The organism is Paenibacillus sp. CFBP 13594, assembly GCF_014842675.1.
Taxonomy (GTDB): Bacteria; Bacillota; Bacilli; order Paenibacillales; family Paenibacillaceae; genus Paenibacillus; species Paenibacillus amylolyticus_B.
In genome coordinates this window covers 41,395-67,631 of sequence record NZ_JACYVQ010000006.1, presented here as the reverse complement: position 1 = coordinate 67,631, position 26,237 = coordinate 41,395, and the positions used below count along the sequence as shown (strand labels likewise).

Genomic DNA, 26,237 nt, shown 5'->3' with positions numbered 1-26,237 from the left:
TGTGTTGCCCCGCTTCATTTAATCGATGTCCCGCCGCAGTAGCAGTTGAGGTATGGCATGGTCGGGATGGGAAACAATTGCGGGTTTGACGCGAAATATGTCCTGAATATTCTCATCGTTGATTAACGTATGAGGCGTGCCCTTTCCAACCGCAATGCCCTCACGCAGCGCCAGAATGTGATCGCAAAATAACGCGGCCAGATTCAGATCATGCAGCACAGCCACAATCGTAATGTTATTTCTCTGTCGCCATGCCGATAACAATTCCATGAATTGCAATTGATATTTAATATCCAGAAACGTGGTTGGCTCGTCCAGCAGTAGTAACCTCGGCTCCTGAGCCATAACTTTGGCTAGTGCGACCCGCTGACGTTGCCCGCCGCTGAGTGCATCCAGCGGTCTGTCCGCCAGCTCAGTTAATCCCAGGTCTTCAAGCACTCTGTCCACCACAAGTGCCCCATCGCCCACTTCCCGCCCCAGCCAGTTCTGGTATGGATATCGCCCCATCTCCACCACGTCTCGTACAGGATAGGAGATGGGTGGCAAGCCATCCTGTTGCAATACAGCGATCATGCGCGACAGGTCCTTACGGCTGTAAGAGCCAATGTCTCGACCATCGATACGGATCTGACCTTCGCTTAACTGTTCCGTTCCGGCAATAAGCTGGATCAGGGTGGACTTGCCGCTGCCGTTTGGCCCGACAACTCCCCAGCAGTCACCTTCGCCAACATGCCAGTCTACATTGCGCAGTGCCTGATGATTGCCATATGACTTCCCTGCTCCCTTAATGGAGATAAGTGAAGTCGAGTTGGAACTGGAATTGGTACTTGTACTAGAAGCCGAAACCGTGTCCCGAAGTTGATTCGTACGTCTCTCCTTCTCTTCACTCATGGCATCATCCCCTTCTGCAACTTTTTGTTCCGGTGCAGCAGGTAAGCAAAGAACGGCGCACCAACAAAGGCGGTGACGACACCAAGCGGAATTTCAGTTGGCGCCAGCAACGATCTTGCGATGGTATCGGCCCACACCATGAAGATCGCTCCACCAATGGCAGACAAAGGTACCAGCAGTCGGTAATCCGGTCCCACCAGCAGTCGCAACATATGGGGGATCACCAATCCAACGAATCCGATGACACCCGATACAGAGACAGCCCCAGCAGTCAGCAGTGTGCCAACTGCCAGTACCGACAGCTTGAGTCTGTCCACCCCGATCCCGATATGTGCCGCTTGACGTTCTCCCAGTGCAAGCACATTCAACGAGCGTGCGCGGCTCCAGAGAAAGACCAGCCCTAACAGAAAATACGGGAAAAGGATGGCCGTATACGACCACCCACGCAGAGCCAGACTTCCCATCGTCCAGTATATAATTTCATTAATCGTTTGTTTCGACATGGTCGACAGGAAGGAAACAACTGCGCCCAGGAAACTTTGCATGACCACACCAGCCAGAATGAGGCTGTGTGTAGGTATTTTACGCCCTTCACGAGCCAGTGCCATAACAAACCATAACGTAATTACACCCGTCAAAAACGCCACCAGTGGCAACGTCCAGATTCCGATCAGTGCATACTGCAATCCGAAGAAAATCAGAAAGGCTGCACCCACCGAAGCACCGGATGACACGCCCAGGGTGAACGGGTCTGCCAGTGGGTTCCGAAGAACCCCCTGGAATCCCGTACCGGCAATCGCCAACGATGCGCCCACGAGCACGGCAAGCAGTACACGTGGGAATCTGACTTTCCAGATAATCTGTTCGGCTGCCCTATTCCAATCCGGTGTAATCCAATCGCCCACCCAGGGAATTTTGTGAATCAGGATGCCTGCAATATCCCGGATCGGCAACGCTACTGAACCAATGCCCGTGCAGATGAGCACGGTGAGCACCAGCAGCACCATGCCCGTCGTTCCGAACAGGATCAGCTTTTTACTCATTGGAACAAGTCAGGGTAGATCGCTTTGGCTACTTCTTTCAACCCTTGAGTTACACGTGGACCCGGACGGCTCAGCAGGTTGGCATCCAGGCCAATAACCGCGTCATTTTTCACAGCCGTAATTTGATCCCAGCCGCTGCGCGCCTTGATGATCTGATCCAGTGTTTTGGAGTTTTCGTCAATTACATCGTTGGCATACAGGATCACATCCGGGTTGGAGGCAATCACGTTCTCTTCATTAATTTCATACCAACCCTCTTTGTCCGAAGCAATATTGCTACCACCAGCTACAGTGATGAGTTCATCCATAAATTCGCCTTTACCCACAGTCCAGCCTGGGGAGAATTCAACGTATACTTTTTTCTTCTCTTCCGGTTTAACTGCCTTCACTGCTTCGGTTACATCCGTAACGTCCTGTTTCATCTGGGTGATGATTTCTTGTGCTTTTTCCTGATGATCGGTAATTTTACCGAAGGTTTCGATATTGTTCATCACATCGTCAATGGATTTAGGATCCGTTTTGAAAATGGTAATGCCCAGTTCGCGCAGCTTTTTCACCGCATCCTCGCTCATCGAGATACCTGTGAAGACGATGTCGGCTTCAGCTGCAATGATGGACTCTTCATTGGGCTTGGTGATACCGCCCATTTTCGCTTTGGTTGTTGCTGCTTCCGGATAATCATCATAGTCGGATACCCCTACAATCTGCTCGTCCAGTCCAAGTGCAAACAGGGATTCCGTCTCAGCCGGAGACACGGATACGATTTTGGCCGGTGCCTTTTCAAAGGTGAATGATTCACCCGTTGCATCCGTAACGGTAAGTGGATATTGTGTTTTGAGGTCCGTCTGCGCCTGGCTTTGGGACTGCTCCTGTGCCGGTTGCTGTGAAGTACCTGTGCCCTCGTTTGTTGTTGCATTGCCACATCCGGCCAAAGCCAGTGCAAGTGCCGCTGCACTTAGCAGGGACGCTACGCTTTTCCAATTTTTAAAATTCATTCTGTTATTCTCCCCTTCTCTATTTGCGCTATTTTCTTGCATCGTGCTCGAACTCTTACTCCCCATGTCTTGGTGTTCCTATACAAGATTTGAACTCAACATTTACACGTTAACGGAGAGTGCAGAACCGATCTGAAGAAACGAAGTGTTCGCCTTTATCACCGGATTTTCCCTTTCGAAAAGGGAATCAAAAAAATCTGGGGATAACAGCGATCGGAAGATGGTACTGCAATCGTAGTGACCTCGTGTAAAATTGGACTCATTTATCTTACATGAACAATAAAAAATCCCTAATCCTTACATCCAGGATCAGGGATGACGTCTCGCATATGGCAATCTGTACATGTTCAACCAAGGGTTGTCCATGCGCATAGAATGGCCCGAAACGCTGTCCTTTCCTCGAAGGAACACCGGTTTGTACGTCCAGGGCAGGTAACCTGACTTACAGGAATCATCCTGTTTTACAGTGGCGGGACCGTGCCGGATTTGCACCGGCTTCCCCATTTCACCCTTGTGTGTTTCACGACTCGTACTAATAATCTGCCATGAACACAGCCTTCACACGCGGGACCCTTGGTCGCTGATATGGTAAATCATTGCCGTGTAATTTCTGCATGTTGCATACTCGTTCAGGCTTCACTGCCTGCAGCGTATCTGTATCCATGCTGAAGTCACACTTCTGTTGTGATTATAGGGTATATTGTACATCCTTACAACCCGATCGGCGGAAAAGTCACTATGCTGCCAAACCACTCATTCCCCTGTTGATCAAGCTGAACCTGAATCGCCTGTCCCGGGACAACATGTGTATCCCAGAATCCAAGCCCGGCAATCAGACGGGACAAGGCATAGCGGATGACACCACCATGCGTAACTACAACTATGGTTGACTCGCGCCCCTCATCAACGTGCATCGAAGGACGACCCTCCAATAACATCTCTTGGAGAAAGGAATCCAACCGTCCGGTAAACTCCTGCCACGATTCCCCTCCGGGCGGAGTGACCTCCTGTGGCGCATCAATCCAGCTTCGGTACACAGGGTTATCCTTGAGCTGATCATACGTCAGCCCTTCCCACTCTCCAAAATCATTCTCGCGCAGACGTGAGTCGAACTTCACCTGTCCGATGGCATCAGGAAGAATCTGTTCCAGCGTCTGCCGACAGCGAAGCAGATCACTGCAATATACCTCGTGCCACGAAACACATCTCAATTGTTCATGAAGCGGAGCCAGTTCTTCTTTGGCATTTGGCAGCAGACCGATGTCGGTATGCCCCAGGTATCTTTTTTCCAGATTCCACAGCGTTGTCCCATGACGGACCCACAGGATGTTTCGTTTCAGCGGCCCGGGTTGATCCCTATGTACTTCATTGCCTGCATTCTCTTCATTTACGGCCATAACAGCGTCCCTCCTGCCAGCCACACTCCCAGCGTTATGAACACGCATAGTACCACAAAAGCCCCTGCCGACCAGAACATCAGACGTGACGTTTGCACAATATCCTCGGCTTCCATCGGCCTTATTGCCTCGCCCATGTAGGCACGAAATGAAGCAACTCCGTGATACACGTTATGTCCGCCAAGCCGGATGCCCAGTGCTCCAGCTACCGCTGATTCGGGAAAACCGCTATTCGGACTTGGATGTAGTCTTGCATCCCGTGCGACCATGCGTGCTGCTCCTTTGGCGTCCAGCTTCATGACCCAGGCACCCACAATTAACAGCATCGCGGTCAGTCGCGCAGGTATCCAGTTCGCCACATCATCCAGACGGGCCGAGGCCCAGCCAAGATGCAGATACTTGTCATTTTTATATCCGACCATGGAATCCAATGTGTTGACGGCGCGATAAGCCATGGCTAACGGAGCACCTCCAATGAGCGCATAGAATAACGGGGATACAATGGCATCCACGATATTTTCGGCAACCGTCTCTACCGTTCCCCGCACAACCTCCGGTTCATCCAGATGCGCTGTATCACGTCCAACAATCATGCCCAGTGAACGTCTGGCAGCCGGCCAATCCTGCTGCTTTAGATGACGATACACTTCCATACCTGCATCCTTCAGCCCTTTTGAAGCAATGGTCGTGGCGATGAGCACCACTTCAGCTGCCGCCGCAATGACAGGATGAATCAACCCAAGCACATATACGAGTCCCCAAGTGATGGCAAAGGAACCTCCCGCAATCACAATTGGGAACAAAACCCCTGCTCTCTTCAGCCCCGAATCTGTGTTCACACGCGAGCGAATGACACGCTCCAACGCCGAGATGCCTTTTCCCATGCCAATCACCGGATGGGGAATCCAGCGCGGATCTCCGATACATCGGTCCAACAGGTAAGACAGTATAATAATCCAGGCTCCCGCCATGCCTGTCCAGAGTGGCCAAGTCCATAGATGCTCTACCTCAAAAGTCATTTGTGCCTGATCCTCTCTTTCCATAACAGTCCGGCCTGAAGGCTCTCCGTTACCGTGTCGTATACCAATCTGCCAATCGCCGCCCCTGCCGTAGTCGCCGTCCCGGCATACGTGATCATCGGATGAGGTTCCTCCACTGCCTGACGTACCGCAAACACAATGGCATCGGTTGTGGTGCCCGTGGCGGGCAACCCGTTCTCCGAATCCAGAACACCTGCATCCGCCAGCGCTGCCGCTTTGGCTTCCACCGCCGTCTGTACCGCATTCACCATCGCCCCGGTGGTCATGCGTCCATTCAACCAGAGCATGATGTTAATTGTACCCGGGACATAGGGCTGCATGGTTAGATTCCGTGCTGAAGGAGAAGAGTGGTCCCTGCCGGAAGCCATCGTCTTATTTCCCGCCGCATCAAATACCGTTCTCTCCGACCCCGCGCGTGCTGCATTTGATACACCCGCAGTGGTACAGCACAGAAGACCAAATTCATCACTTGTATATTCCTGAACGGAGGTATGCTCCAGCCTTACGGCTGTCAGTAATCCGGCACATTGATCCCGTGGCTCTTGCCATTCGTTCAGTGCCTGTTCGATATCACGAGGCGGATCTTCACAGCGGTAATGCCTATCCACATAGATATTAAATATGCGATCCAGTTCTAACATCCCACCGCCATATACCGCACTCGACAACGCTTGGGCAGCCATTGGGCTCTGTGCTTTGATATGTCGTTCATGTGCAGATATGTTCAGTCCCGGCCAGGAAGAGGACACATATTCATTTTCGTCTGTTTTTCCATTAGCAAAATAATTATAAAACGGGAGTGTCACTGCCGCTTCCCTCCCTGTTCCTGTTCCGAATCTTTCGTCTGCTCCTGCTGACTTGATTCATGAATGGAGGTCTGATCAGCATTCGGATATCCCTTGCTTTCCAGCACGCTGCCCAGCACTTCGAGTAATGTAGCATTGGCATCTGCATCCTTGACCGCGAAACGAACATGCCCTTCGTCAAGCCCCGGATACATGGCACAGCTGCGAATCAGAATGCCCCTTTGGCCCAGCGCCTGCTGCATGGATGCTGCTGTCCAAGGGGCTGGCACACGTGCCAAAATAAAGTTCGCCTCTCCCGGTGTCACCACACATCCACGCGCCTGCAGTCCTGCGATGAGATGTTCCCGTTCCCGCGAGATCTGTGATATGGTCTCCCGTTCGTACCGTTCTCCACTTCGCAGACAGGCCTCACCTGCCATGAGCGCCAGACCGTTAACACTCCACGTCACCTGTTTCTTCGTCATCGCCTGGATGTATTCCGCACGACCCAAAGCATAGCCGAGACGCAAGCCCGGAATGGCATAAAACTTCGTCATCGAACGAATGATGATTACATTGGGATAGTCGCTCAGATGTGCTGCCAGGGAATGACGCCGGTTTACCGGAATAAAATCCATAAAGGCCTCGTCAATGACAAGTACGGTTCCCGTTTCTTCCGCTTTGCGGGCAAGCCTTTGCAATACCTCAAGCGGATATTGTACACCGTTTGGATTGTTCGGCTGGCCGAGGAAGAGCAAGTCTACCTTTTCCATGAGTTGCTCGATGTCCTTGGGTTCTGCTCGCCACGCCAGCTCTTCTTTGCCCTCTGTATGCACAACCTCGGCACCAAATTGTCGGGCCAATGCGCGGTACTCCGAGAATCCCGGTTCCACTGTACCCACCTTGCGCGGGGCAAGCCCCAGCAGAATGAGCGCCATACTTTCGGCTGCACCATTGCCCACGGAAATCTGCTCCTGCATCACACCAAGACGCTCGCTCAGCAGTGCTTTGAATCTACGATGCCCCGGATCGGGGTACCGAATCACGGACTGCAACCCTTGCTGTATAGACTCCAGCACTTCTCTGGGCGGACCGAGCGGATTAATGTTGGCACTGAAATCCAGAAATTCAGCGGCTTCCCTCCCAAATCGCGACGCAGCCGTCTCCACGTCCCCGCCATGTCCGAACACTTCGATATAACCGGTCATTCTTCCGTCATCCTTTCTGTATGTCCTTTTTATTATGGATGGCACGGGAGGTGTGGGTCAATCCTGTTTTCTTTGTGTCCCAACCATAATTCGTTTACAATAGAAGAGGAATTTCGGTTCCGTTTGATATACAAGGTTCACTACATAAGGGACTAGCAATCCCTCACATACATTAATGGAGGAATGACCATGCTGTTTGTAGACAACCAGGGCATTACAGATCCTTCTGTAAACCTTGCCATTGAGGAGTACATTCTGAAGCATCTGCCGATGGAGGATGACAGCTATCTGCTGTTCTACATCAACCGTCCGTCGATCATCATCGGAAAGCATCAAAATACAATTGAAGAAATTAATATCGAGTACGTTCAGGATAACGGTGTGCAGGTGGTTCGTCGTCTTTCGGGCGGCGGAGCGGTATATCACGATCTGGGTAACCTGAATTTCAGTTTTATTACAGCGGATGACGGTCAATCCTTCCACAATTTCCGCAAGTTTACCCAGCCTGTGGTTGAAGCTTTGCACGAGCTTGGTGTAAATGCAGAGTTGACCGGGCGTAATGATCTGCAAGTTGGCGAAAAGAAAATCTCGGGCAACGCCCAGTTTTCCACACGTGGGCGCATGTTCAGTCATGGCACATTGATGTTTGATCTGAATCTGGAGCATGTTCAGGCTTCCCTGAACGTCAATCCCGAGAAATTCAAATCCAAGAGCACCAAATCCGTGCGCAGCCGGGTCGCCAACATACGGGATCTGATTGACACCAACCTGACGATTGAGCAGTTCCGCGACGAGCTGTTACGTCACATTTTCCGGATGGAGCCGAAGGACGTTCCACAGTACACGCTCACTGATAAGGACTGGGACAAAATCAAGGAAATCTCTGCTGAGCGTTATAACAACTGGGACTGGAACTATGGCTTGTCTCCGGAAAGCAATGTGAAGCACACTCGCAAATTCCCTGTCGGTATCATCGATCTGCGCATGAACATCAAGGATGGACATATCGAAGATATCAAAATCTTTGGCGATTTCTTCGGTGTAGGCGATGTGGCGGATATCGAAAATATGCTGCGCGGCAAGCGTTATGAGGAATCCGATGTGCGTACTGCACTTGAGGGACTGGATGTAAAACATTACTTCGGCAATCTTGAGCTGGAAGACTTTATCGGCCTTGTTTTCCTGGAAGAGTAGGATCTAGATGGAAGTATAGTTTTAGAACGAAGTCTAAGATTACACGTTAACGGAGAAGACAGAATTCATCGGGAGAAGCGAAGCGTTCGCCTAAAGCTTTTTGAAAAAAGCTACATCGGAAGCATACGCTTATCAACGGATTTCCCCTTGGGGAATGGAATCAAAAATCCGGGGATAACAGCGATCGAAAGATGAATCTGTATTCGGAGTGGCCTCGTGTAAATCTTATTTTTTCGTTCGTTAGTATAGATACAGATAAAAAAGGAGAGAAACACAGATGACCTACAAATTGATTGCAATCGACATTGATGACACACTGATTAACGACAACAAGGAAGTAACCCCTGCTACACAGACTGCACTGGAACAAGCGGTTGCCCATGGTGTAACTGTAACGCTGGCGACTGGACGTGCTTATGCTTCCGCACAAGCGCTTGCTCGTCAAACCGGACTTAACGTGCCGATCATTACGTATCAAGGCGCATTGGTGAAAAACCTGCTGGACGAAAAAGTCCTCTATGAGCGTTACGTTCCACAGGAAGCTTCCCGCAAATTGTATGATTACTGCCTGGAGAACAATCTCCACCTTCAAACATACATTGACGACAAGCTGTATGCCCGTGAGGAAAACGACAAGCTGCGTGATTATGCCAAACTAAACGGCACCCAATATTATATCGAATCTGATTTCATCAAAGTCATCGAACAGAAGACACCGAAGCTGCTTATTATCGATGAGCCTGACTACTTGGATAAGGTTGCTGTTGAACTGCGTGAATTGCTCGGACCACAAGTGCATATCACCAAATCCAAACCTTACTTCCTGGAAATTATGCACAATGAAGGAACCAAAGGTCACGCCCTTACGTTCCTGGCTGACCACTTCGGTCACCAGCTCAGCGAGTGTATTGCCATCGGCGACTCCTGGAATGACCATGAGATGCTTGAAGTTGCTGGTCTTGGTGTAGCAATGGGAAATGCCATCCCTGCCCTGAAAGAGCTGGCGGACTACATTACGGCAAGTAATAACGAAGACGGTGTAAAAGAAGTTATTGAGAAGTTTGTGCTGAACGCAGAGTAAATAAGGTCAACGAACAGCCCAGTCAGTGAATTTCACTGTGCAGGGCTGTTTTTTTGATTTTAAAAATATGTTCATTATCCTATTTAAACGATTATATTAGCTATATTTCTCTGTTATTTTTTATGTTTTGAGAGCAACAATGCGGTAATCAAGGATAAGTGTAGTGAAATCGTAATCGCCATAGATAAGATGACACGATTTGTATCTTGGACATCGGCAAAAAACAAAACAATAAAAAATACAATGAATGAGATTACAATGCTAGCTATGAAATTTAAAGTTATTCGTTTCATGTTTTGCCCACTTTCACGCACCACGGAGTATTGTCTTACTTGCTCATGGCATGCTGGAAAGACTCCAGCAGTTTCTTGATTTGCCCATCAAATTCCAGTTGAAATGACGGAATGATCTCATCTATTTTTTGCTGGAACAGCTCCGGATCTTGGACACCAAGCTCCGCTCTTAACTCCATTTCTTCTTCGGAACCATTGTCGTTCAGGATCATGTTCAGGATTTCACCTTTAAAATATTCACTCGGAGGAAGGATTAGAGCATTCATCAGGAACTGGGTAAAAAAGAGATGTTTATTATTTTCCTGACTCGCCTTTTTCATAGCCTGCTTAGTAAACAAGTTTATATACTTCTGAGCAAACGCAACCCCTTTCATTCGGGAAGGTCCAACATGTTCGACCCCTTTCCAACGCAGATCGGCCACAGAACTAAGCCACCAGGCCGGTTCAATGGCCTGCTGCATACGAAGCAACACTTGGCGCTCAAACTGCGGCTCAGGATGCATTCGCTGCTCATCCAAACATTTCGCTAGGGTCTCCGCTTCAATTGCAGCGACCGTCATGCCTTGGCCATGGATCGGATCGAAGCTGCAAAATGCATCGCCAAGGACGAGTAATCCGGAGGGCCAATTCTCCATCAGTTCAAAATGTTGACGGACAGACTCGGAAATACGGTATCCACGCGGCCCTTGAAAAGGCTCCAGCTGTTCTTCCAACGCTACGATTTCATCCGAAGCAAACAGATGTTTGATTTGCTCTTGGAACTCATCCGGATGAGTTGAAGGATATTCATCTCCTCCTGCGTTGAACAATAATAGTCCAGCGATATCATTTTCAATGCGCCACAACATGCCTGCACGAATTCCTTGCACAGGATCGGACTCTGTTATCACCGTACCCCAGTCGTTTTGAATAGAGGATGGTATCTTATAATAGCGCGTGCTGTAACCAAGCGACACCTTCAGCACTTCCGGCTCAGGCACGGAAAACGCTATCTGTTCAAGCCATTTGATCAATTTGGAAGAACGTCCCGAGGCATCAATAACCATATCTGCTGCAAGCATTTCTTCCCGGTTATCCCTACCTCTTATTTTGGTATACACGCCTGTAATCGAACGCTCATCTTCTGATGTCATTAACCCGGTAACTTCCGTATTCGTTAAGAAGTTTATATGTTCTATGTGCTGGACTCGCTGACGCAGTACCCATTCCAGCAGAGCTCTGCTGCTCGATGCAATTTTGAATGAGGAAGCAGCATTCGCCTTATTAACTAATCTACCATAGCGATTGGCAATCATAAACTTCTCTTCATGCGAAGGAATGGCACCAAGCGCGACCAATTCGTCATTGTATCCGGGAAAGTAATTTTCCAGAATGAGTCCGCCCCGGGTAATACACGATGTGGATGAAAGGATTGAGGCACTCCCTGCCGATTCGCCGGCTCAGAAGGCAATTCATCTCGCTCAATGATACATACCTTATCATAATAATCAGATAACATCCTTGCAGTGATTAATCCTGCAATACCTGCCCCAATTACCACTGCTTTTTTCATGTCGGACATCGCCACTTCACCCTCTCTAATCCATCATATTTTATCTACACTTGTAGCCCTATCAAAAAAATTACTTATAATACCAATATACACTTGAAATCTCGTATCATGTAAGAATCAATGTGTTGATACTATATAGCTAAACTACAATAAGGAACTGATGTAGATGAAAATGATTGATAAAAAGGTGGATTTGAGAGTTACCCGAACTCATAAATTGTTAACGATGGCACTACTCGATCTGTTATGTGAGAAAGGCCAACTATTCAGCAACATCACAATTAATGAGATATGTGACAAAGCTATGGTTCACCGAACAACGTTTTACAAACATTTTAAGGATAAATTTGCTCTACTGTCCTCCACCCTAACTTGTCGTCCTTCGGGATTATTTACACATGAATGTAGAAGATCGATTACAGCAGCCTTTACAAAGCGTATCTAAAATTTTGTTTGGAAATGTACTAGAGACAATTGTGCAGAACCAACAGAAGGATGAGGCGTTTAACAACTTTTTCATACATTATATCGGAGAGATATTCAGAAGAGATTTTCTGGAATTGAAGAGAAGAGGTAAACAATTTTTACTTCCCATAGAACTGGTAGCCGAGTTTCACTCGGGGGTGATTCGTTTACTTGTGACCTGGTGGATACAACATTTCGAAGAGAATGTTACGGCAGAACAGATGGATGAATATTATTACCTACTGGTTAACGAGAATATCATGTTGGAATAACAAACAGCTCAACCTAAAATCAATGGCTGATTTTGAGATTGAGCTGCATACCTTCAAACTTTACCTATTTTAAAACAGACTCGGAAGCCTGCACTGTCATCCTCGCACGACTTCTTTTCTTCAACCAGCCGCTCACCTTCTCATTCATCGCCAGCAGACCTGAAACGACAAGCACTACACCAATCCATGTAACCCAGCTGACATGCTCACCGTAGACAACAGCACCAAGCCCTACGGCAATGGGTGGTGAAATGTATAACCATGTTGCTGGAAACAACGGGTTCGTACGCGACATAATCCAATAGAACAGACTGTGCCCAACCATCGAGCCAACTACAGTCAAATATATCACGGACGAGACGGCAGGAAGCCAATCCAAAGCAGACATGTTCCAGGATTCGGTCACCGCTGAGAGCAAGCTTAACAACAGTCCCCCATACATCATCTGTACTGCGTTAATCGCAACGGGGTTCGCTTCTTTGAACTGATTAATAACCTTTTTGGAGTACAATGCACCTGCCGAATAACAGACCTCCCCCACCAGTACCGCGATACAACCCCACATGAACAGAGATCCTGCACCAAGCGATACACCTGGCAGCACAACCAGAACCACACCGGTGAACCCGATCAGGCAGCCTGTAATCATACGGGCAGATGTTTTTTGCCGTAACAGCGCCGTCTGCATCAACATAATCATCAGCGGCCCTGTCGCTGACAGAATGGCACCCACACCCGAGCTCACATGCTGTTCAGCCCAATATAATGTGGCAAAGGTGCCGAAGGTCAGACCCGCTCCCGTCAGCAGCATCTCCTTGCGGAACAGCAGGGACCAGCTCACTTTGCCCTTCATCCTCATCCATGCAAACATCAGCGCTCCCGCGATTACAAATCGCAATCCGGCTGACAGAAAAGGTGGCATGCCTGCCTCTACTCCAATTTTAATAGCCAGAAATGTTGTACCGAAAATAAGACACATAACCGTAAATGCAATCCCCACCACGATAACCACTCCTTTATCTGTTCTCCATCATATCTCATGGTCTACAGAACAGAATTAAAAAAACAGAACAGTTTTCTCCCATTAGCTGTTACAATAGAGTTCAAAAGGAGTGTGAACCGGGTGGGCAGAACCATGATGATGACAGATAACAGCCTGAAATTATATGAGCAAGTAATCCATTATCTCGTTGTGCGTATAGAAGCGGGAGAGTGGGCCGAACATGAAAAACTGCCATCTGTACGAAGCCTGTCCGAGCTACTCGGCGTCCATCGGCTGACCGTCTTCAAAGCCTATCAGGAGTTAAAGGAACGTGGGAGTGTTTATGTGAAGGACAAGTCCGGTTATTATGTCAGTCCATCAACTCCCTTCTCAGTAACGGATCAGGCGGATGATCCCGCCGTGTCTGCCTGGCTGCATTGGGATTCACTTGCACGAGTACAGTCCCTTGAAGCAGAATACCAGTTTTCCAAATCGTTAATCGATCCCTCTCTGTTGCCCAACCGTTATTGGGGTGAACTAATGCGTGATTTGCTAGATCAATATCCCCGTTTGCTCGGAACGTATTCCACAATTCAGGGAGATCTGGAATTGCGAAGTGCGCTGGCAAGCCATCTAACAAAAAAAGAACGTTTCTATCTCTCTGCAGACGAAGTGCTCATTACATCGGGTGCCCAGCAAGCGATCGATGTCATCTCGCGGACGCTGGTCAAACCCGGAGATCGGGTGTTGATGGAACGGCCTACGTATGGACCAGCAATGGAGATTTTCCGCAAACAAGGTGCTCGTCTGATCTTTACGGATATTCACTCGGACGGGTATGATCTGGAGCAGATCGAACATCTGATGAAAAGTGAGAAGCCGCGCCTCTTTTATATGACACCGACCTTTCAGAATCCAACCGGCATTAATGTTCCAGTAGAACATCGCAAGCAGTTACCCGAACTTGCAGAACAGTATGGTTGTTTTCTGCTCGAAGACGACAGCACCTATGATATCTATTTTAAGGATAAACCTCCTGCACCGATTTTCACCTATGACACCACCGGACACACGCTGTACATTCGCAGTTACAGCAAGTATGTTGCACCCGGGCTACGGATTGCAGCCATCATATGCCGTCAGCGTTTCATGCCAGGACTACAGGCTGTAAAATCACTTACAGATAACGGAACACCCCTTCTGAACCAGAAGCTTTTTCTCCGTTATTTTCAGTCAGAACGTATGCATCAGCATCTGTCCAAGCTGCGGACCGCCATCCAGCTACGGATGGAAGTGATGGAACAATCTCTGCTGGAAACGGACTGGACGTGGACCCGGCCGGAGGGCGGACTCAACTTTTGGGTAGAGCTTCCTGAGGGTGTGGATACAGGGAGACTACTTCACCGATGCATGGAACAATCCGTTGCCTTTGTACCCGGAACCGTATTTGATTCTTCGGATCATTCAGCCAGTCGCAAGCTGCGCCTGTCCTTCTCTTATGCACATGAGCAGCAGATTCGGGAAGGCATGAGCAGGCTTATTACGCTTGCAAAAGAAATGTAAGGTTTGGATTTCCTGGAACTGTCATCACTCCGAAGAATATCAAATGCAATTGCCCTCTCACTCTGCTACATCAAAAAAAGTCGCCTTAAGGCGACTTTACTTTTGGTGTTCTATATTCTCTACCTGCACCCGCTTTGTGCTTAAAGGTCTTTTCTTGCAAACAAGCGGATCGTAATAAGATAAGACACTACAAACAAACCTATAATGCCTACAGAAACCAATGCCATTGTCGTTGTGGTAATCATACCGTTCTCGTTGGCCATACTCATGAGGTACGCAACGGGTTGCGCCAGTATAATCATGCAGACCATGAATATCGCATTGATGATACCAGCACCTTTTTTGCTAAGTCCGTAGAAAAGAGGCATGTATATGGAAACTAATACAAGCACCATACCTACGGCAATGACAATATCCCTAAGTGAATAATTCGGCTTGTTCAGTTCAGGATAATTCAGGTTCACAAGCTGGTGAATTACAAACGACGCGAGTACCCCGAATAACGTATAGATTATAGCAGAAAGGTACTTGGCTTTTACAATCTGTTTGCGGCTAACGGGGAGTGTGACCAGGAAATTGTGATTATGGTTCTTGATATCAATCATGGTTGCCAGCATGACCGAACCAAAGGCTGTGTAGATGCCTACAAAATACATTGACATTTCACTCTGGGGTATAAAGGCGAAACTAAATACCACCAGGTATAATCCAATCGTCCACAGTGAACTTTTTAGTACAATGAAATCTTTACGAAGCAAGTTAAGCATATTTGCGTCCTCCCTTCGCCGTAAAATAAATGAGGTCTTCCAACGTAGGTCTTTGTAAAAGAGCAAGGCTATCAAATAACCGTTCTGCCTCTGCCTTATGATCCGACAATGCTTCAAAACCAACGGCTGTCTCGCGTATTCCGATGAAATGTTTCCGAATGTCGGAATCAAGCAGATCCATATCCCCTTTTACAATCGTATACCTTTCCAGCACATCATCTTTGGCTTCATTGAACACCAGTTTTCCTTGATGAATAAACGTAATGTAGTCTGCAATACGTTCCAGATCGGTCGTAATATGCGTTGAGAAAATAATGGACCTTGTTTCGTCCTGTATCATATCTGCAAGCAGATCGAGCAGTTCCCGCCTAAATACAGGATCAAGCCCGGATGTTGGTTCATCCATAATCAGCAAATCTGCTTCATGCGACAAAGCTACGGCGAGAGAATACTTGATCTTCATGCCTTTGGACAGATCCTGAATTTTCTTTTTGGGAGACAGTTCGAACTGATCCAAGTAGTCATTGAACGCTTTATTATCCCATTTGGTGTAAAAAGGAGCGATCATTTGTGTCATTTCCCGGATCGTTAGATGCTCATAGTAAAAACATTCATCGGACACAATGCCAAGGCGTTGCTTGATATCAACTTCCTGATTGGGCATCTCACTGCCCAATGTCTTGAGGCTTCCCTTATCGGGCTGGATCAGACCCGTGATCATTTTGATCAAAGTACTCTTTCCCGCCCCATTCGGACCAATAAGTCCCGTAATATATCCTTTTTTCACATCAAGAGATACATTATCCACTTTAAATAAGGGATACGTTTTGGTTACATTACGTAATTCGATAGCGTTCATTATGCTTATTCCTCCTCAACCAACAATGTAAGATGATGGATTACATCCTGTGAACTCATGCCCAGTTCTCTGCTCTCACGAATCACTTCGAGCATCTTCTCTTCCAATTGTTTCATCCGCCGCTCTCGAATAAAGTCCTGATTGGCTCCGGATACAAAGCTCCCTTTGCCTACAACTGAATCGATCAGCTTCTCCTTCTCCAGCTCTTCATAGACACGTTTAGTTGTAATAACACTGACTTGCAGATCCTTGGCGAGTTGCCGAATGGAGGGAAGACTATCTCCAGCAACCAATTCTCCGCTCAAGATGCTCTGTCTGATCTGATTTAAAATCTGCATGTAGATCGGATCGCTCGAAGCGTTCGATATTAAAATGTTAATCTTTCCTCACCTCAATGATGTTACGTAGTTTTCAGTAGGTATAGTGTATATATATAATATATACACTATACCTACTGATGGTCAATCTTTATTTCAGATTGTTCTTATTCTGATCCGATCCATAGACACGGACTGGCTAATCTGTACGACAAAAAGAGGACGTCAGTTTCCTGTTCGTCCTCTTGATTAATCAAGCCCGAAAGGTCACATGACCTTCCGGGCTACTGTTATGAGCTGGATATGACCTTATCCACCAATCCATATTCGACTGCTTCAGCAGCGGTCAGGAAATAATCTCGATCTGAGTCCTTCTCAATCCGCTCAATCGACTGTCCTGTATGATCGGCTAACAGCTTGTTAAGGCGCTGACGATGCTGAATGATGCGGTTAGCATGAATCAGCATATCCGACGCCTGCCCTCGCGTACCGCCATGTGGCTGATGGATCATGATCTCACTGTTTGGCAATGCCATACGTTTGCCTCTTGTTCCACCTACCAGCAATATCGTGCCAAAGCTTGCCGCCATCCCTGTACAGATCGTGGAGATATCCGGCTTCACGAATTGCATCGTGTCATAGATCGAAAATCCTGCGGTCACCGACCCACCAGGGCTGTTGATGTACATCTGGATGTCCTTCTCCGGGTCCTCTGCAGTCAGAAACAATAACTGGGCCACGATGGCATTTGCCATCTGATCCTCAATCTCTCCGGACACCATAATGATCCTGTCTTTGAGCAAACGGGAATAAATATCATAACTCCGCTCTCCGCGAGCAGTTTGTTCCACTACATAGGGCACTACATTCATATGTGTCGCCTCCTCGGTTTAGGCAACCATGTTGATCGTGTACCCGCCTCCATATGACATCGAGTTCATGCCAGAAGTAGAGTACCCGTACATCATTGGCTGCATGGATGGAGACGGCAAAGTCTGCTGCAAAATCGTCCCCGCCACAGCCATCGGATCATCGGTCCGATTCAGGCACAGATCAATGATTTGGGCTGTATCCCCATTACGAAATGCCAGCAGGTAGCTACGCAGTTCCTCCCGATTGTCCTCCACTGCGTCCTCCTCGTACTGCAATTCTGTGTCCGATTGTTCCAACCTGTGCCTCACTTCAGCTATGGCAGAGCGTGCACGACTTAACGCTGCTTTCACAGCACCTTCTGTCGTATCCAGCATTTCCGCAGTCTCTGCCGCCTTATAACCCATTAATTCACGTAATACATATATCACTCGCTGCCACGGTGGTAGCGTATTTACAAGAAGTTGTACGGCAGACTCCAATTCCTCGAATCGCCTTTCCTCCTCCATTTCGTGTAGGAGCGGCTTTAAGCTATCCAGTTTATATGCCAATCTCTCCCGCTGACGTAAGATATCAATCCAGCTGTTGCGTGCAATACGAATCAGATAAGCTTCCCAGTTTATATCTTTATTCATCCCGGAAGTTCCAACTACACTCGACGACAATACTTTGAGACAGGTCTCCTGAACCAGATCCTCCGTGTCTGGAACTGATTTCGTCAGAGATAAACAATACGCATACAACGAACCCATCAGATCGGGTAGTACGGTATGGATGCTTTGGTTCAATTGATTTTTTCTGTCGTTGCCATTGAATTCAATATCGAATTTATCTTGTTTCCCATCATCATGTGGTCTGTTGATTCTGCAATCCACGGACTTCACAAAGGCCATCTTGGGGGCCCCCCTTTGCTGGTTCCTGATTGATTTTGACTTACACTATGTAAACGAAGAACCCCTTGTAAAGGATACGCTCTTCTGAATTTATTTTTATTACGCTAGTTAAGTTGGGTTACGCATTCGTTTCCAGCTTTAATGTTCCAAGCGGCACCTTCATCCCGGTAAGGGCAATCGTAATACGTTGATCCAGATTATAATTCTGCCGTACATCGACGTCATGAGACATATGTGTAAAATAAGTATGACCTGGCTTCAGTTCCAGCAGCAGCTCCTGCGCCTCACGCATATCGTACACGGAACGTGTTGAGAATTCCGCAAGTTCATGCACAAAGCTTGTTCCAAGCACCAGCAGATCCAGTCCCAGCAACGGCTCTTTTTCGGATGGCTTCAGGTCAATGGCGTCTGAACAATACGCCCAGCTATACCCAACCCGATCCAGCCGATACGCGTACGAATACCCGTTATGCCCATGACATACTTTCCAGGAATGCACCTTCCATCCCCCGAGTTCAATATCATCATCAGTTTCCAGAAAGTCCATATGACGCCCTAACCAGGGAAACTGTCCCTGAATAGTGGATATCACTTCACGCGGTGCATACAAACGTCCCTTTACACCCAACCAGCGGCATGCATCCGCCCATTCCGGCAATCCTCCAATATGATCAAAATGGGCATGAGTGACGAGCAGCGTATGCACCATACGTAATCCCTGATCCTCCATCTGTGATCTCCAGTCTGGTCCGCAGTCAATCATGAACTGTTCATTCGCACCATCCCCACCACCGTCAATCAGAACAGAAGAACGTTTCCGTTTATTTTCTCCCGTAAGCCTTGCCTCTGTACATATTTCGCAATCACAATACACACGTGGAACGCCCATCGCATCGCCAGTGCCCAGAAATGTTAGCTGATTCAATCCGCATTCCCCCTGAATTAATGATATGTAGATTGTAATCGTCCACCCCTGTTTTTGCAAAAAAAGACCATCCCGCTGCAGTTCTCCACTGCAATTCGGGACAGTCTGTGGTCTGACCGTTCGCCGTCAGACTTTAATTCCATGCTTCGCTCCATTCGGGAGCGTACGCTCAATTTAAACCAGTGCCCGCAGCTTCAACGTCAGTTCCTGACCCGCAGGTACATCCTTCGAATCCGTAATCACCCAGTTCGACGCAAGCCGTTTCGCCAGCACCTCTGCCTGCTCCGGTTTCAACTGTAATCCGGTGACGATTCCTTCACCCACTGTGAAGTCTCTCTCTGGCTGTACCTTAAAGGCCTTTTCCAACCAGATTCCGAGTCCACCACGTGTGTTAAAGGTAATCCGGTAGCCGTCTTTCACTGCTGCTTCCAGATTTTCACCATGCTCATCCGCATACGAGAAAAATTCGTTATATCGGTATTCCTCTTCAGACACGGCGTCAAAAGCGGAAACGTCTTTGGCTTGAATGGCTTTTAGAATATCTTCCTCGGACATTCCCTTACCGCGGGCCTGCTCCAGTCGAATTGCTGTACTTTGGGATAATTTGATCTCTGCACTCATCCAACTCACACCTTCCTGCTAGTACTATGTAACAATCATGATTCAGTATACCTCTATTATAACCTTTTGGCAGTAAAAAACCTCCATCTCTATTTCCATTGAAATGAAGGTTTAGTTCCACATGCGCGGTTACCTATTCGATTACATCAGCCATACTCATAATCCCGCGAGCACCTGATACCACACGCCACGTTTGGAGTACAACGTACTGCGTACCTCATCCCATCCCCCTAGATAGTTAATATCAAATAGCCCTTCTGGCGTTGGGAATGTGGACTCTGTCTGTGCAAATACATCCGGATCTACTGAACGAAAACCATGCTTGGCAAAAATACGCTGCGCTTCTGGTGTACGCAGATATGCGACAAAGGCTTCTGCCAGTTCGCGATTTCCATGTTTATCGGCATATTTATTCACTACAACTGCCGGGTTCTCAATCAGGATCGTATTTTTTGGAATGACGATGTCATAATCCACACCTTTGGCGATCCGGGCAAGCAATTCATTTTCATACGTGACGATGACATCACCCACACCATATTCGAATGCAGCCATCGAAGAACGCCCACTCTTGTCCAATGATTCAACGTTACGATGTACCTGTTCGAGAAAAGCCTTGGCTGCGGCAGGATCTTTCTTCCCCTCTTGCTCCTCCGACAGTTTCAATCCGGCACCGTAAATGGCATTAATGTCCCATTGTGCGCCCCCGGATGTCTTTGGATTAGGGTAGAGCACCTTCACTCCCGGTTTGGTTAAATCCTGAAAATCATGAATTCCGAGCGGGTTGCCTGCTCTTGTGCCCAGAACAACAATCGAACGGGTGATCATGCCCTCATGAGGGGTCTGTTTCCAATCGGAGCTAACCAGATCGGCTTTGACCAGCTTCTCGATATCACTCTCCATCGCGAGCAAGGCCACATCAGCCTCGAATCCACCAACGATGGCTCTTGCCTGTGTACCCGATGCTTCATAGGACTCCTGGAAGTTAATCGTCTGTCCGGTTTTTGCCTTCCACTCCTCCTGGAACTTGGGTAGCAACTCGCCTACAGCGTCTTTCGCTACACTATAAGCACCAATCACCAGCGTATTGGATGAATCGTTACCAGAGGGCTCGTTCTGTTCGCTTGCCCCCTCCTGCTTGCTGCACCCAGCGGTCATGCAGACGAGCAGAAGCATGAGGGCAACATTTAAGAGTATGGCTTTCTTCTTCCTCGTCTGCATGGGCAGCCCCTTTCTTCCACTTGATCTAAATCATCACCGGCATCGGATCTTCCTTCAGTCGGTTTTCAACCACCCAACTGTTGGAGTCATTGAACAGGTATGCACGGTGTACAAGGACGCGAATTTGTTGACCGATCTCCAATGTCGTTTTCTCCAGGGAACGATATGTGATTAACTTATGACCCTGTACGTCCACCTCTACCATCCATTGACTGCCGCGGAAATGAAGATGTTTGACTGTACCTTTTTCCGTTGCAGACAACATGGTGAACTCGTTTTTCAAGCCGATCTCAATATACTCCGGTCGAATCAGCGCTTTGGTATGTTCACCCTCGACGGCATGTTCGAATCCTTTCAACTGGGAAGCATCCTCCACAACCGTAGACTCCCCGATAAATGTAGCGACAAACGGTGTCTGCGGGTTTTTGTAGATATCCCAAGGTGTGCCCTTCTGTTCCAGACGACCCTGACTGATAATCATGATCTCGTCCGCCACTTCAATCGCTTCATCCTGGTCATGCGTTACAAAAATCGAAGTGATTCCTACCCGCTCGATTAGCTCCCGCAACCATGAACGCAGTTCCTGACGGATCTTCGCATCAATGGCCGCGAACGGTTCGTCCAGCAATAACAGCTGCGGCTCAGGGGCGAGTGCTCTGGCAAAAGCCACACGTTGACGCTGTCCACCAGACAACTGGTGTGGATAGCGCTGTTCAAAACCTTTTAACCCGGTCAGTTCAACAAGTTCCATCACCCGATCACGGATCTGGGCTTTTGGTGTCTTCTTGACCTTGAGTCCAAAAGCAATATTCTCAAATACCGTCATATGTTTGAACAAGGCATAGTTCTGGAATACAAATCCGATGCCACGCTCCTGTGGAGGCAGATGGTTCACGACTTTTCCGTGAAAGCGAATCTCTCCGGAACCCGGATTTTCCAGACCCGCAAGCATCCGCAGAATGGACGTTTTCCCGCCTCCGCTGGGTCCAAGCAGACCGATCAGATGGCCTTTGGCAATATCGAATGAGACATCTTTTACCGCATGAAAATCACCGAAATGTTTGTTCAAATCACGGACTTCTACATGCATATCAATGCACTTCCTTTCGCTTCTTGGCCCATTCCATCATGAGCAGCAGCCCGACGGAGAAGGTGACCAGCACCAATGCCACACCATTTGCGGCAGCCACATTAAAATTCTCAACATCCTGATACACCAGGGTTGTTGCGGTCTGCGTTTTGTTCATAATATTACCGGATACAACCAGCACTGCACCGAATTCCCCAAGTGAGCGGGCAACCGTCAAGACCAGACCATACACTACCGCCCAGCGGATCGAAGGCCATGTCACACTCCAGAACGTTCTCCAGCCGTAGGCGCCAAGTGTAGATGCAGCCTCCTCTTGCTGAGAACCGAGTTCCTGGAGGACAGGCATAACCTCCCTGACCATCAGTGGAAAGGTAACAAATAACGTTGCGATCACCATACCTGGGAAGGCATAGACCACATTGAATCCAATTCCTTCAAAAAAAGCACCCATAATGCTGTTAGGTCCCAACATCAATACAATCATCAAACCGCCAATGACAGGAGATACGGCATAAGGCAAGTCTACAATGCTGTTCAGCAGCCCTTTTATCCGTTCACTCAACCATCCGGCACGAACCAGATACAGAGCCATCATGATGCCAAACAATGTATTTAACAGGGTGACCACCAGGACCACCAGTCCGGTCATCATCAAGGCGTGTAACGCCTCAGGGCGCATCAGCCCTTTCAGGAATCCACCTGCCCCGTCTTCAAATGCACCAATAAAAATGCGTCCAAGCGGGATGATCAACAGTACTATAAATACCGCAAACGTCAGTCCGATTAAGAGTCGTCTCATCGTCTTCTCCCCCGCATCTGCACCAGATTGATCAGCCAGAGGATCAGGAAGGAGAGCGTCAGGAGCAACACGGATACCGCAGCGGCTCCCGTTGGATTATCACTTTCAATCTCCCCGTATATAAATACGGAAGCAGTCAGTGTTCTTCCCGGAATGTTACCAGCCACCAGCACGACAGCCCCGAATTCAGCCAGTCCTCTGGAGAAAGCCAACATCCCTCCACTGATCATGCCAGGTGCCATGGACGGCAGAATAACCTGCATGAACGTGCGCGCCTTGGATGCCCCCATCGTGTATGAGGCCTCTTCCTCAGAAGGATCGATTTCTTCCAGCAAAGGCTGCACCGCACGAATAACAAACGGAAACGTGACAAAGGTCATCGCGATAACAATGGCGGGCTGGTGAAATACAATCTCAAATCCCATGGATTCTGCCAGTTTTCCGATGGCACTGACCGGACCCAAAAGCAGCATAATCATCAAACCGCCCACCGCTGTTGGCAGTGCAAACGGGAGATCAACCAGACTGTTAAGAAACGATCGGCCGACAAAGCGATACCTTGTCAACACCCAAGCGATCATCGTGCCCAGAACCACATTAATTAGCGTAGCAATCACGGCCAGCCGAATGGTCAGCAGTACGGCTTTCCACGCAATAGGGTCCATAATGCTCTGAACAAAGTTGCTCCATCCTTCAGAGAAGGAATTGACGTACACACCGATGATTGGAAGTACAATAAGTACGATAAAATATAACAATACGGTACTGCGGAATCCCCAAGTCCATCCCTTATGACGAAGAACGGTATTCATTGCTGCGTTCCCTCCCAGCCTCCGGCTTTAGCTCCGGTCGGCAGTCTTCCTGGCTTCAATACGACATTTTTCCTAAGTTGGATGATATTACTTTAATATTATTCCCATTAGTCTACTTGGTTTTGCTTTTCTGATACTTTACCAGTTTGCAGTGCTAATCGTCAATGCTTTTATTGAATATAATTGGGCCACATCTGAGATTAATTAATAAAATCACTTCAGGTTATTTCTGTCCTCTCCGTTATGATGCAATTCCCATAATCAGCGTTATATGTGGTTTGTTTGGTATGTAGTGGTTAAGGTACAATCGAGGGTAAGAAATGAGATCCTAAGGAGTGATTTAAGATGTTATACAAGAAGAATATGTCCACTTCCACACGAGATGAAATGAAGGATATCACATGGGACGTAAAGCAGGTTGTCCAGAGTAGCGGAGTGCAGAATGGGACGGTGCTCATCTACTGTCCACATACAACGGCGGGTATAGCCATCAACGAAAATGCAGATCCGGATGTGAAACACGATGTCTTGTTGCGCCTGGATGAGGTGTATCCCTGGGAGCATCCCGAGTATCGACATGCCGAAGGCAATACAGCCTCTCACCTCAAATCGATCACAACAGGGCCATCACAGGCGGTGATTATTCACGAAGGCAGACTGATGCTTGGCCGCTGGCAAGGCATTTACTTTTGCGAATTCGATGGACCACGTGAGCGGGAGTATTTTCTCAAAATCATGGAAGGTTAGTTGGGTCCAATAGGCCTGCCAAATACTCTTTCATTTTTGCAAACACAAACAGGCGGTCCACCCTCATTCCGGGTCGGAGCCGCCTGACTTGGTCTGCTACGTATGCTAACTTTCGCGAGACAACGTTATAAAGAATTAAAGTTATGACAAATCACCGCCCTGAAGTGTAGGGGTGCAACAACAGCGCCATTATTGGTCGCCAGGCTGCTGATCCAGATTGCGGCACAGCACTTTGACATGAGACAGCGCAGACGATTCAATCTCCACAAACGTTAAACGGTCCTGAATGTAATAAGAAATGAATCCGTGCATAGCCAAAAATAGCGTACGCGGTACCCTTTGAATATCCTCTTCCGTACAGTTCGCTTCATTCATATACTGCCTTATAATCGATGCAAACAATTCGAAGCAACGTCCCTGTTCGGTACGACAATAAGACAACAGTTCTTCATCCCTGATCATAAACATAATTTCGTACTGGTATGGATTCTCCAGACCAAAGCGAATAAACTCCATCATAATGTGCTCTACCTTGCTCACATCATCACGAACCGGCCTGACCATGGCTTGCAGCAGTAAATGCCCCAGATGATTAAAATCTTCAACCACGATGGCATAGAACAGCTCTGCCTTTTCCTTAAAGTGATAATACAGCGACCCATGACTATAGCCCAGATGCTGGCCGATGCTTCGCATCGAAATGGCGCGGTATCCTTTGGTAATAAAAAGGTGCCTCGCCGCCTCCAGTATCCGCTCCCTCGACAACTCCTGTTCGACTGCTCTTCTAGCCATATATTTTATTCCCCTTCAATAAAATAAAGCCGCTGTCCCTCCGTGATCCGGGATTGCCCTTGCGTCAAATCCGTGATCCAGGCTATAAAAGCCTCGGTTTCACTATCCGGCGGAAGACAAGTCAACGTAACCTTATCGGTGAATCCAGTTTCACCTGTACGGACTTCCCGGCTTCTTAACTCATTTTCCACTTTACCCAGCCACGTATAATCCAGTTCAACAAACACTTCACGATGCAGCACGTTGGTAATGGCTTCTCCGGCTTCAATGGCTGCTACAGCTCCATCCGTATAAGCACGAATTAACCCGCCAGCTCCAAGCATAATTCCCCCGAAGTATCGCGTAACCACAATTGCCACATTTTTTAATTTCTGATTTTTGATCACTTCAAGAATGGGTTTCCCTGCTGTTCCGCTGGGTTCACCATCATCGGATTGCTTCTGGATCTCGTCCCGCTCCCCAATCATGTATGCAGAGCAGTTATGAGTTGCATTCCAATGTTTTTTCTTGATCTCATCGATGAAAGCAACAGCCTCTTCCTCTGTCGTGACCGGCATAATATGACCGATAAATCGCGACTTCTTGATTACAATTTCCAGATTGCCCGGTCCTCGAACCGTGCGATAACGTTCAATCATCCTAAATCCAACTTTCTGATCTTTTCCTGAGTCCATTTTACAAGAAAGCAGTTCACCGCGCGAACGCGGACGAACTGCCCTGGTTATCTATATCCGGGAACCCTGCATCTTACACGAACAGTGAT

The 26,237-nt window shown here is 48.0% G+C and carries 27 protein-coding genes, 1 pseudogene and 1 riboswitch; of the genes and pseudogenes, 6 read left to right on the top strand and 22 right to left on the bottom strand.

Translation table 11 applies throughout. The annotated features are described in order from the left end of the window. Window positions 1–18: 18 nt before the first annotated feature. From IFU39_RS19385 to cobD, 7 genes are all read right to left on the bottom strand, one after another. Window positions 19–891 (bottom strand): ABC transporter ATP-binding protein, encoded by an 873-nt coding sequence (locus IFU39_RS19385; RefSeq protein ID WP_244661034.1) that lies wholly within the window; start codon window positions 889–891, stop codon window positions 19–21. Then, window positions 888–1,934 (bottom strand): FecCD family ABC transporter permease, encoded by a 1,047-nt coding sequence (locus IFU39_RS19380; RefSeq protein ID WP_091015237.1) that lies wholly within the window; start codon window positions 1,932–1,934, stop codon window positions 888–890. The genes IFU39_RS19385 and IFU39_RS19380 overlap by 4 nt, the downstream gene beginning before the upstream one ends. Next, on the bottom strand, window positions 1,931–2,929 hold the full coding sequence (locus IFU39_RS19375; protein WP_192134335.1) for an ABC transporter substrate-binding protein: 999 nt from the start codon (window positions 2,927–2,929) through the stop codon (window positions 1,931–1,933). Before IFU39_RS19375 ends, IFU39_RS19380 begins: the two co-directional genes overlap by 4 nt. A gap of 410 nt (window positions 2,930–3,339) precedes the next feature. Next, window positions 3,340–3,470: riboswitch (cobalamin riboswitch) on the bottom strand. A 169-nt stretch (window positions 3,471–3,639) separates the two neighbouring features. Then, a complete protein-coding gene (locus IFU39_RS19370) occupies window positions 3,640–4,326 on the bottom strand; it encodes a histidine phosphatase family protein (RefSeq protein WP_192134334.1) in 687 nt (228 codons plus the stop codon). After that, window positions 4,317–5,297: an adenosylcobinamide-phosphate synthase CbiB gene (gene cbiB, locus IFU39_RS19365; RefSeq protein WP_192134766.1), complete on the bottom strand. Its 981-nt coding sequence runs from the start codon at window positions 5,295–5,297 to the stop codon at window positions 4,317–4,319. The genes IFU39_RS19370 and cbiB overlap by 10 nt, the downstream gene beginning before the upstream one ends. A 44-nt stretch (window positions 5,298–5,341) precedes the next feature. Then, window positions 5,342–6,172 (bottom strand): adenosylcobinamide amidohydrolase, encoded by an 831-nt coding sequence (locus IFU39_RS19360; protein WP_192134332.1) that lies wholly within the window; start codon window positions 6,170–6,172, stop codon window positions 5,342–5,344. Further along, window positions 6,169–7,359 carry a threonine-phosphate decarboxylase CobD gene (gene cobD, locus IFU39_RS19355; protein ID WP_192134330.1) on the bottom strand — a complete coding sequence of 397 codons (1,191 nt, stop codon included), beginning with the start codon at window positions 7,357–7,359 and terminating at the stop codon, window positions 6,169–6,171. The genes IFU39_RS19360 and cobD overlap by 4 nt, the downstream gene beginning before the upstream one ends. A 189-nt stretch (window positions 7,360–7,548) precedes the next feature. On the opposite strand from cobD, the gene IFU39_RS19350 reads away from it, so the two are divergent. Next, entirely contained in the window at window positions 7,549–8,553 is a 1,005-nt protein-coding gene (locus IFU39_RS19350) for a lipoate--protein ligase (protein WP_091015244.1), read from the top strand. Window positions 8,554–8,830: 277 nt separating this feature from the next. Further along, complete coding sequence (locus tag IFU39_RS19345) at window positions 8,831–9,634, top strand: Cof-type HAD-IIB family hydrolase (RefSeq protein WP_192134328.1); 804 nt, start codon at window positions 8,831–8,833, stop codon at window positions 9,632–9,634. 328 nt (window positions 9,635–9,962) lie between these two features. Here the strand turns inward: IFU39_RS19345 and IFU39_RS19340 are convergent. After that, window positions 9,963–11,488, bottom strand: a pseudogene (locus tag IFU39_RS19340) (FAD-dependent oxidoreductase). 157 nt (window positions 11,489–11,645) lie between these two features. Between IFU39_RS19340 and IFU39_RS33270 the strand changes: the two are divergent. After that, window positions 11,646–11,924 (top strand): TetR/AcrR family transcriptional regulator, encoded by a 279-nt coding sequence (locus IFU39_RS33270; protein ID WP_342345671.1) that lies wholly within the window; start codon window positions 11,646–11,648, stop codon window positions 11,922–11,924. Continuing rightward, complete coding sequence (locus IFU39_RS19330) at window positions 11,878–12,216, top strand: hypothetical protein (RefSeq protein WP_192134323.1); 339 nt, start codon at window positions 11,878–11,880, stop codon at window positions 12,214–12,216. Before IFU39_RS33270 ends, IFU39_RS19330 begins: the two co-directional genes overlap by 47 nt. A gap of 64 nt (window positions 12,217–12,280) precedes the next feature. Here the strand turns inward: IFU39_RS19330 and IFU39_RS19325 are convergent, their stop codons facing one another. Next, on the bottom strand, window positions 12,281–13,219 hold the full coding sequence (locus tag IFU39_RS19325) for an EamA family transporter (RefSeq protein ID WP_192134321.1): 939 nt from the start codon (window positions 13,217–13,219) through the stop codon (window positions 12,281–12,283). Window positions 13,220–13,339: 120 nt separating this feature from the next. Here IFU39_RS19325 and IFU39_RS19320 point away from each other — a divergent pair, with 120 nt between their 5' ends. After that, window positions 13,340–14,761, top strand: coding sequence for an aminotransferase-like domain-containing protein (locus IFU39_RS19320; RefSeq protein ID WP_342345670.1), 1,422 nt, complete (start codon window positions 13,340–13,342; stop codon window positions 14,759–14,761). Window positions 14,762–14,901: 140 nt separating this feature from the next. On the opposite strand, the gene IFU39_RS19315 is transcribed toward IFU39_RS19320, so the two are convergent. The 11 genes from IFU39_RS19315 to cysT form a co-directional block, all read right to left on the bottom strand. Next, complete coding sequence (locus tag IFU39_RS19315; protein ID WP_192134319.1) at window positions 14,902–15,528, bottom strand: ABC-2 transporter permease; 627 nt, start codon at window positions 15,526–15,528, stop codon at window positions 14,902–14,904. Further along, the gene (locus IFU39_RS19310) at window positions 15,521–16,387 is read right to left on the bottom strand and encodes an ABC transporter ATP-binding protein (protein WP_192134317.1); all 867 of its coding nucleotides are present in this window, start codon (window positions 16,385–16,387) and stop codon (window positions 15,521–15,523) included. Before IFU39_RS19310 ends, IFU39_RS19315 begins: the two co-directional genes overlap by 8 nt. A gap of 5 nt (window positions 16,388–16,392) precedes the next feature. Continuing rightward, window positions 16,393–16,767 (bottom strand): GntR family transcriptional regulator, encoded by a 375-nt coding sequence (locus IFU39_RS19305; RefSeq protein WP_091015256.1) that lies wholly within the window; start codon window positions 16,765–16,767, stop codon window positions 16,393–16,395. A gap of 227 nt (window positions 16,768–16,994) precedes the next feature. Next, complete coding sequence (gene clpP, locus IFU39_RS19300) at window positions 16,995–17,576, bottom strand: ATP-dependent Clp endopeptidase proteolytic subunit ClpP (protein WP_091015258.1); 582 nt, start codon at window positions 17,574–17,576, stop codon at window positions 16,995–16,997. Between the two features lie 18 nt (window positions 17,577–17,594). Beyond that, a complete protein-coding gene (locus IFU39_RS19295; protein ID WP_192134315.1) occupies window positions 17,595–18,467 on the bottom strand; it encodes an RNA polymerase sigma factor in 873 nt (290 codons plus the stop codon). 118 nt (window positions 18,468–18,585) lie between these two features. After that, a complete protein-coding gene (locus IFU39_RS19290) occupies window positions 18,586–19,392 on the bottom strand; it encodes an MBL fold metallo-hydrolase (RefSeq protein ID WP_105597730.1) in 807 nt (268 codons plus the stop codon). 174 nt (window positions 19,393–19,566) lie between these two features. Then, window positions 19,567–20,013 (bottom strand): hypothetical protein, encoded by a 447-nt coding sequence (locus tag IFU39_RS19285; protein ID WP_192134313.1) that lies wholly within the window; start codon window positions 20,011–20,013, stop codon window positions 19,567–19,569. Between the two features lie 156 nt (window positions 20,014–20,169). Continuing rightward, window positions 20,170–21,234, bottom strand: coding sequence for a sulfate ABC transporter substrate-binding protein (locus tag IFU39_RS19280; protein ID WP_192134311.1), 1,065 nt, complete (start codon window positions 21,232–21,234; stop codon window positions 20,170–20,172). 25 nt (window positions 21,235–21,259) lie between these two features. Beyond that, a complete protein-coding gene (locus tag IFU39_RS19275) occupies window positions 21,260–22,324 on the bottom strand; it encodes a sulfate/molybdate ABC transporter ATP-binding protein (protein WP_091015266.1) in 1,065 nt (354 codons plus the stop codon). 1 nt (window position 22,325) lies between these two features. Next, window positions 22,326–23,123 carry a sulfate ABC transporter permease subunit gene (locus IFU39_RS19270; RefSeq protein ID WP_017689977.1) on the bottom strand — a complete coding sequence of 266 codons (798 nt, stop codon included), beginning with the start codon at window positions 23,121–23,123 and terminating at the stop codon, window positions 22,326–22,328. After that, window positions 23,120–23,935 carry a sulfate ABC transporter permease subunit CysT gene (gene cysT / locus IFU39_RS19265; protein ID WP_017689978.1) on the bottom strand — a complete coding sequence of 272 codons (816 nt, stop codon included), beginning with the start codon at window positions 23,933–23,935 and terminating at the stop codon, window positions 23,120–23,122. The genes IFU39_RS19270 and cysT overlap by 4 nt, the downstream gene beginning before the upstream one ends. 345 nt (window positions 23,936–24,280) lie before the next feature. Here cysT and IFU39_RS19260 point away from each other — a divergent pair, with 345 nt between their 5' ends. Then, entirely contained in the window at window positions 24,281–24,682 is a 402-nt protein-coding gene (locus IFU39_RS19260; protein ID WP_192134308.1) for a secondary thiamine-phosphate synthase enzyme YjbQ, read from the top strand. 189 nt (window positions 24,683–24,871) lie between these two features. Here IFU39_RS19260 and IFU39_RS19255 read toward each other — a convergent pair whose 3' ends face one another. Together IFU39_RS19255 and IFU39_RS19250 are read right to left on the bottom strand one after the other, a co-directional pair. After that, window positions 24,872–25,474, bottom strand: coding sequence for a TetR/AcrR family transcriptional regulator (locus IFU39_RS19255; protein ID WP_192134306.1), 603 nt, complete (start codon window positions 25,472–25,474; stop codon window positions 24,872–24,874). Window positions 25,475–25,479: 5 nt separating this feature from the next. Further along, a complete protein-coding gene (locus IFU39_RS19250) occupies window positions 25,480–26,112 on the bottom strand; it encodes a YigZ family protein (RefSeq protein WP_036669098.1) in 633 nt (210 codons plus the stop codon). Window positions 26,113–26,237: the final 125 nt, after the last annotated feature.

Excerpts from the sequence above, each read along its gene's own strand:
- IFU39_RS19330 (WP_192134323.1), top strand. The coding sequence starts at position 11,878 with ATGAATGTAGAAGATCGATTACAGCAGCCTTTACAAAGCGTATCTAAA.
- IFU39_RS33270 (WP_342345671.1), top strand. The coding sequence starts at position 11,646 with ATGAAAATGATTGATAAAAAGGTGGATTTGAGAGTTACCCGAACTCAT.
- cysT (WP_017689978.1), bottom strand. The coding sequence starts at position 23,935 with ATGAATACCGTTCTTCGTCATAAGGGATGGACTTGGGGATTCCGCAGT.
- IFU39_RS19370 (WP_192134334.1), bottom strand. The coding sequence starts at position 4,326 with ATGGCCGTAAATGAAGAGAATGCAGGCAATGAAGTACATAGGGATCAA.
- IFU39_RS19285 (WP_192134313.1), bottom strand. The coding sequence starts at position 20,013 with ATGAGTGCAGAGATCAAATTATCCCAAAGTACAGCAATTCGACTGGAG.
- IFU39_RS19255 (WP_192134306.1), bottom strand. The coding sequence starts at position 25,474 with ATGGCTAGAAGAGCAGTCGAACAGGAGTTGTCGAGGGAGCGGATACTG.
- IFU39_RS19275 (WP_091015266.1), bottom strand. The coding sequence starts at position 22,324 with ATGCATGTAGAAGTCCGTGATTTGAACAAACATTTCGGTGATTTTCAT.
- cbiB (WP_192134766.1), bottom strand. The coding sequence starts at position 5,297 with ATGGCGGGAGCCTGGATTATTATACTGTCTTACCTGTTGGACCGATGT.
- IFU39_RS19385 (WP_244661034.1), bottom strand. The coding sequence starts at position 891 with ATGAGTGAAGAGAAGGAGAGACGTACGAATCAACTTCGGGACACGGTT.
- IFU39_RS19250 (WP_036669098.1), bottom strand. The coding sequence starts at position 26,112 with ATGATTGAACGTTATCGCACGGTTCGAGGACCGGGCAATCTGGAAATT.
- IFU39_RS19345 (WP_192134328.1), top strand. The coding sequence starts at position 8,831 with ATGACCTACAAATTGATTGCAATCGACATTGATGACACACTGATTAAC.
- IFU39_RS19350 (WP_091015244.1), top strand. The coding sequence starts at position 7,549 with ATGCTGTTTGTAGACAACCAGGGCATTACAGATCCTTCTGTAAACCTT.
- IFU39_RS19270 (WP_017689977.1), bottom strand. The coding sequence starts at position 23,123 with ATGAGACGACTCTTAATCGGACTGACGTTTGCGGTATTTATAGTACTG.
- IFU39_RS19280 (WP_192134311.1), bottom strand. The coding sequence starts at position 21,234 with ATGCAGACGAGGAAGAAGAAAGCCATACTCTTAAATGTTGCCCTCATG.
- IFU39_RS19295 (WP_192134315.1), bottom strand. The coding sequence starts at position 18,467 with ATGGCCTTTGTGAAGTCCGTGGATTGCAGAATCAACAGACCACATGAT.
- IFU39_RS19310 (WP_192134317.1), bottom strand. The coding sequence starts at position 16,387 with ATGAACGCTATCGAATTACGTAATGTAACCAAAACGTATCCCTTATTT.
- cobD (WP_192134330.1), bottom strand. The coding sequence starts at position 7,359 with ATGACCGGTTATATCGAAGTGTTCGGACATGGCGGGGACGTGGAGACG.
- IFU39_RS19380 (WP_091015237.1), bottom strand. The coding sequence starts at position 1,934 with ATGAGTAAAAAGCTGATCCTGTTCGGAACGACGGGCATGGTGCTGCTG.
- clpP (WP_091015258.1), bottom strand. The coding sequence starts at position 17,576 with ATGAATGTAGTGCCCTATGTAGTGGAACAAACTGCTCGCGGAGAGCGG.
- IFU39_RS19260 (WP_192134308.1), top strand. The coding sequence starts at position 24,281 with ATGTTATACAAGAAGAATATGTCCACTTCCACACGAGATGAAATGAAG.
- IFU39_RS19375 (WP_192134335.1), bottom strand. The coding sequence starts at position 2,929 with ATGAATTTTAAAAATTGGAAAAGCGTAGCGTCCCTGCTAAGTGCAGCG.
- IFU39_RS19315 (WP_192134319.1), bottom strand. The coding sequence starts at position 15,528 with ATGCTTAACTTGCTTCGTAAAGATTTCATTGTACTAAAAAGTTCACTG.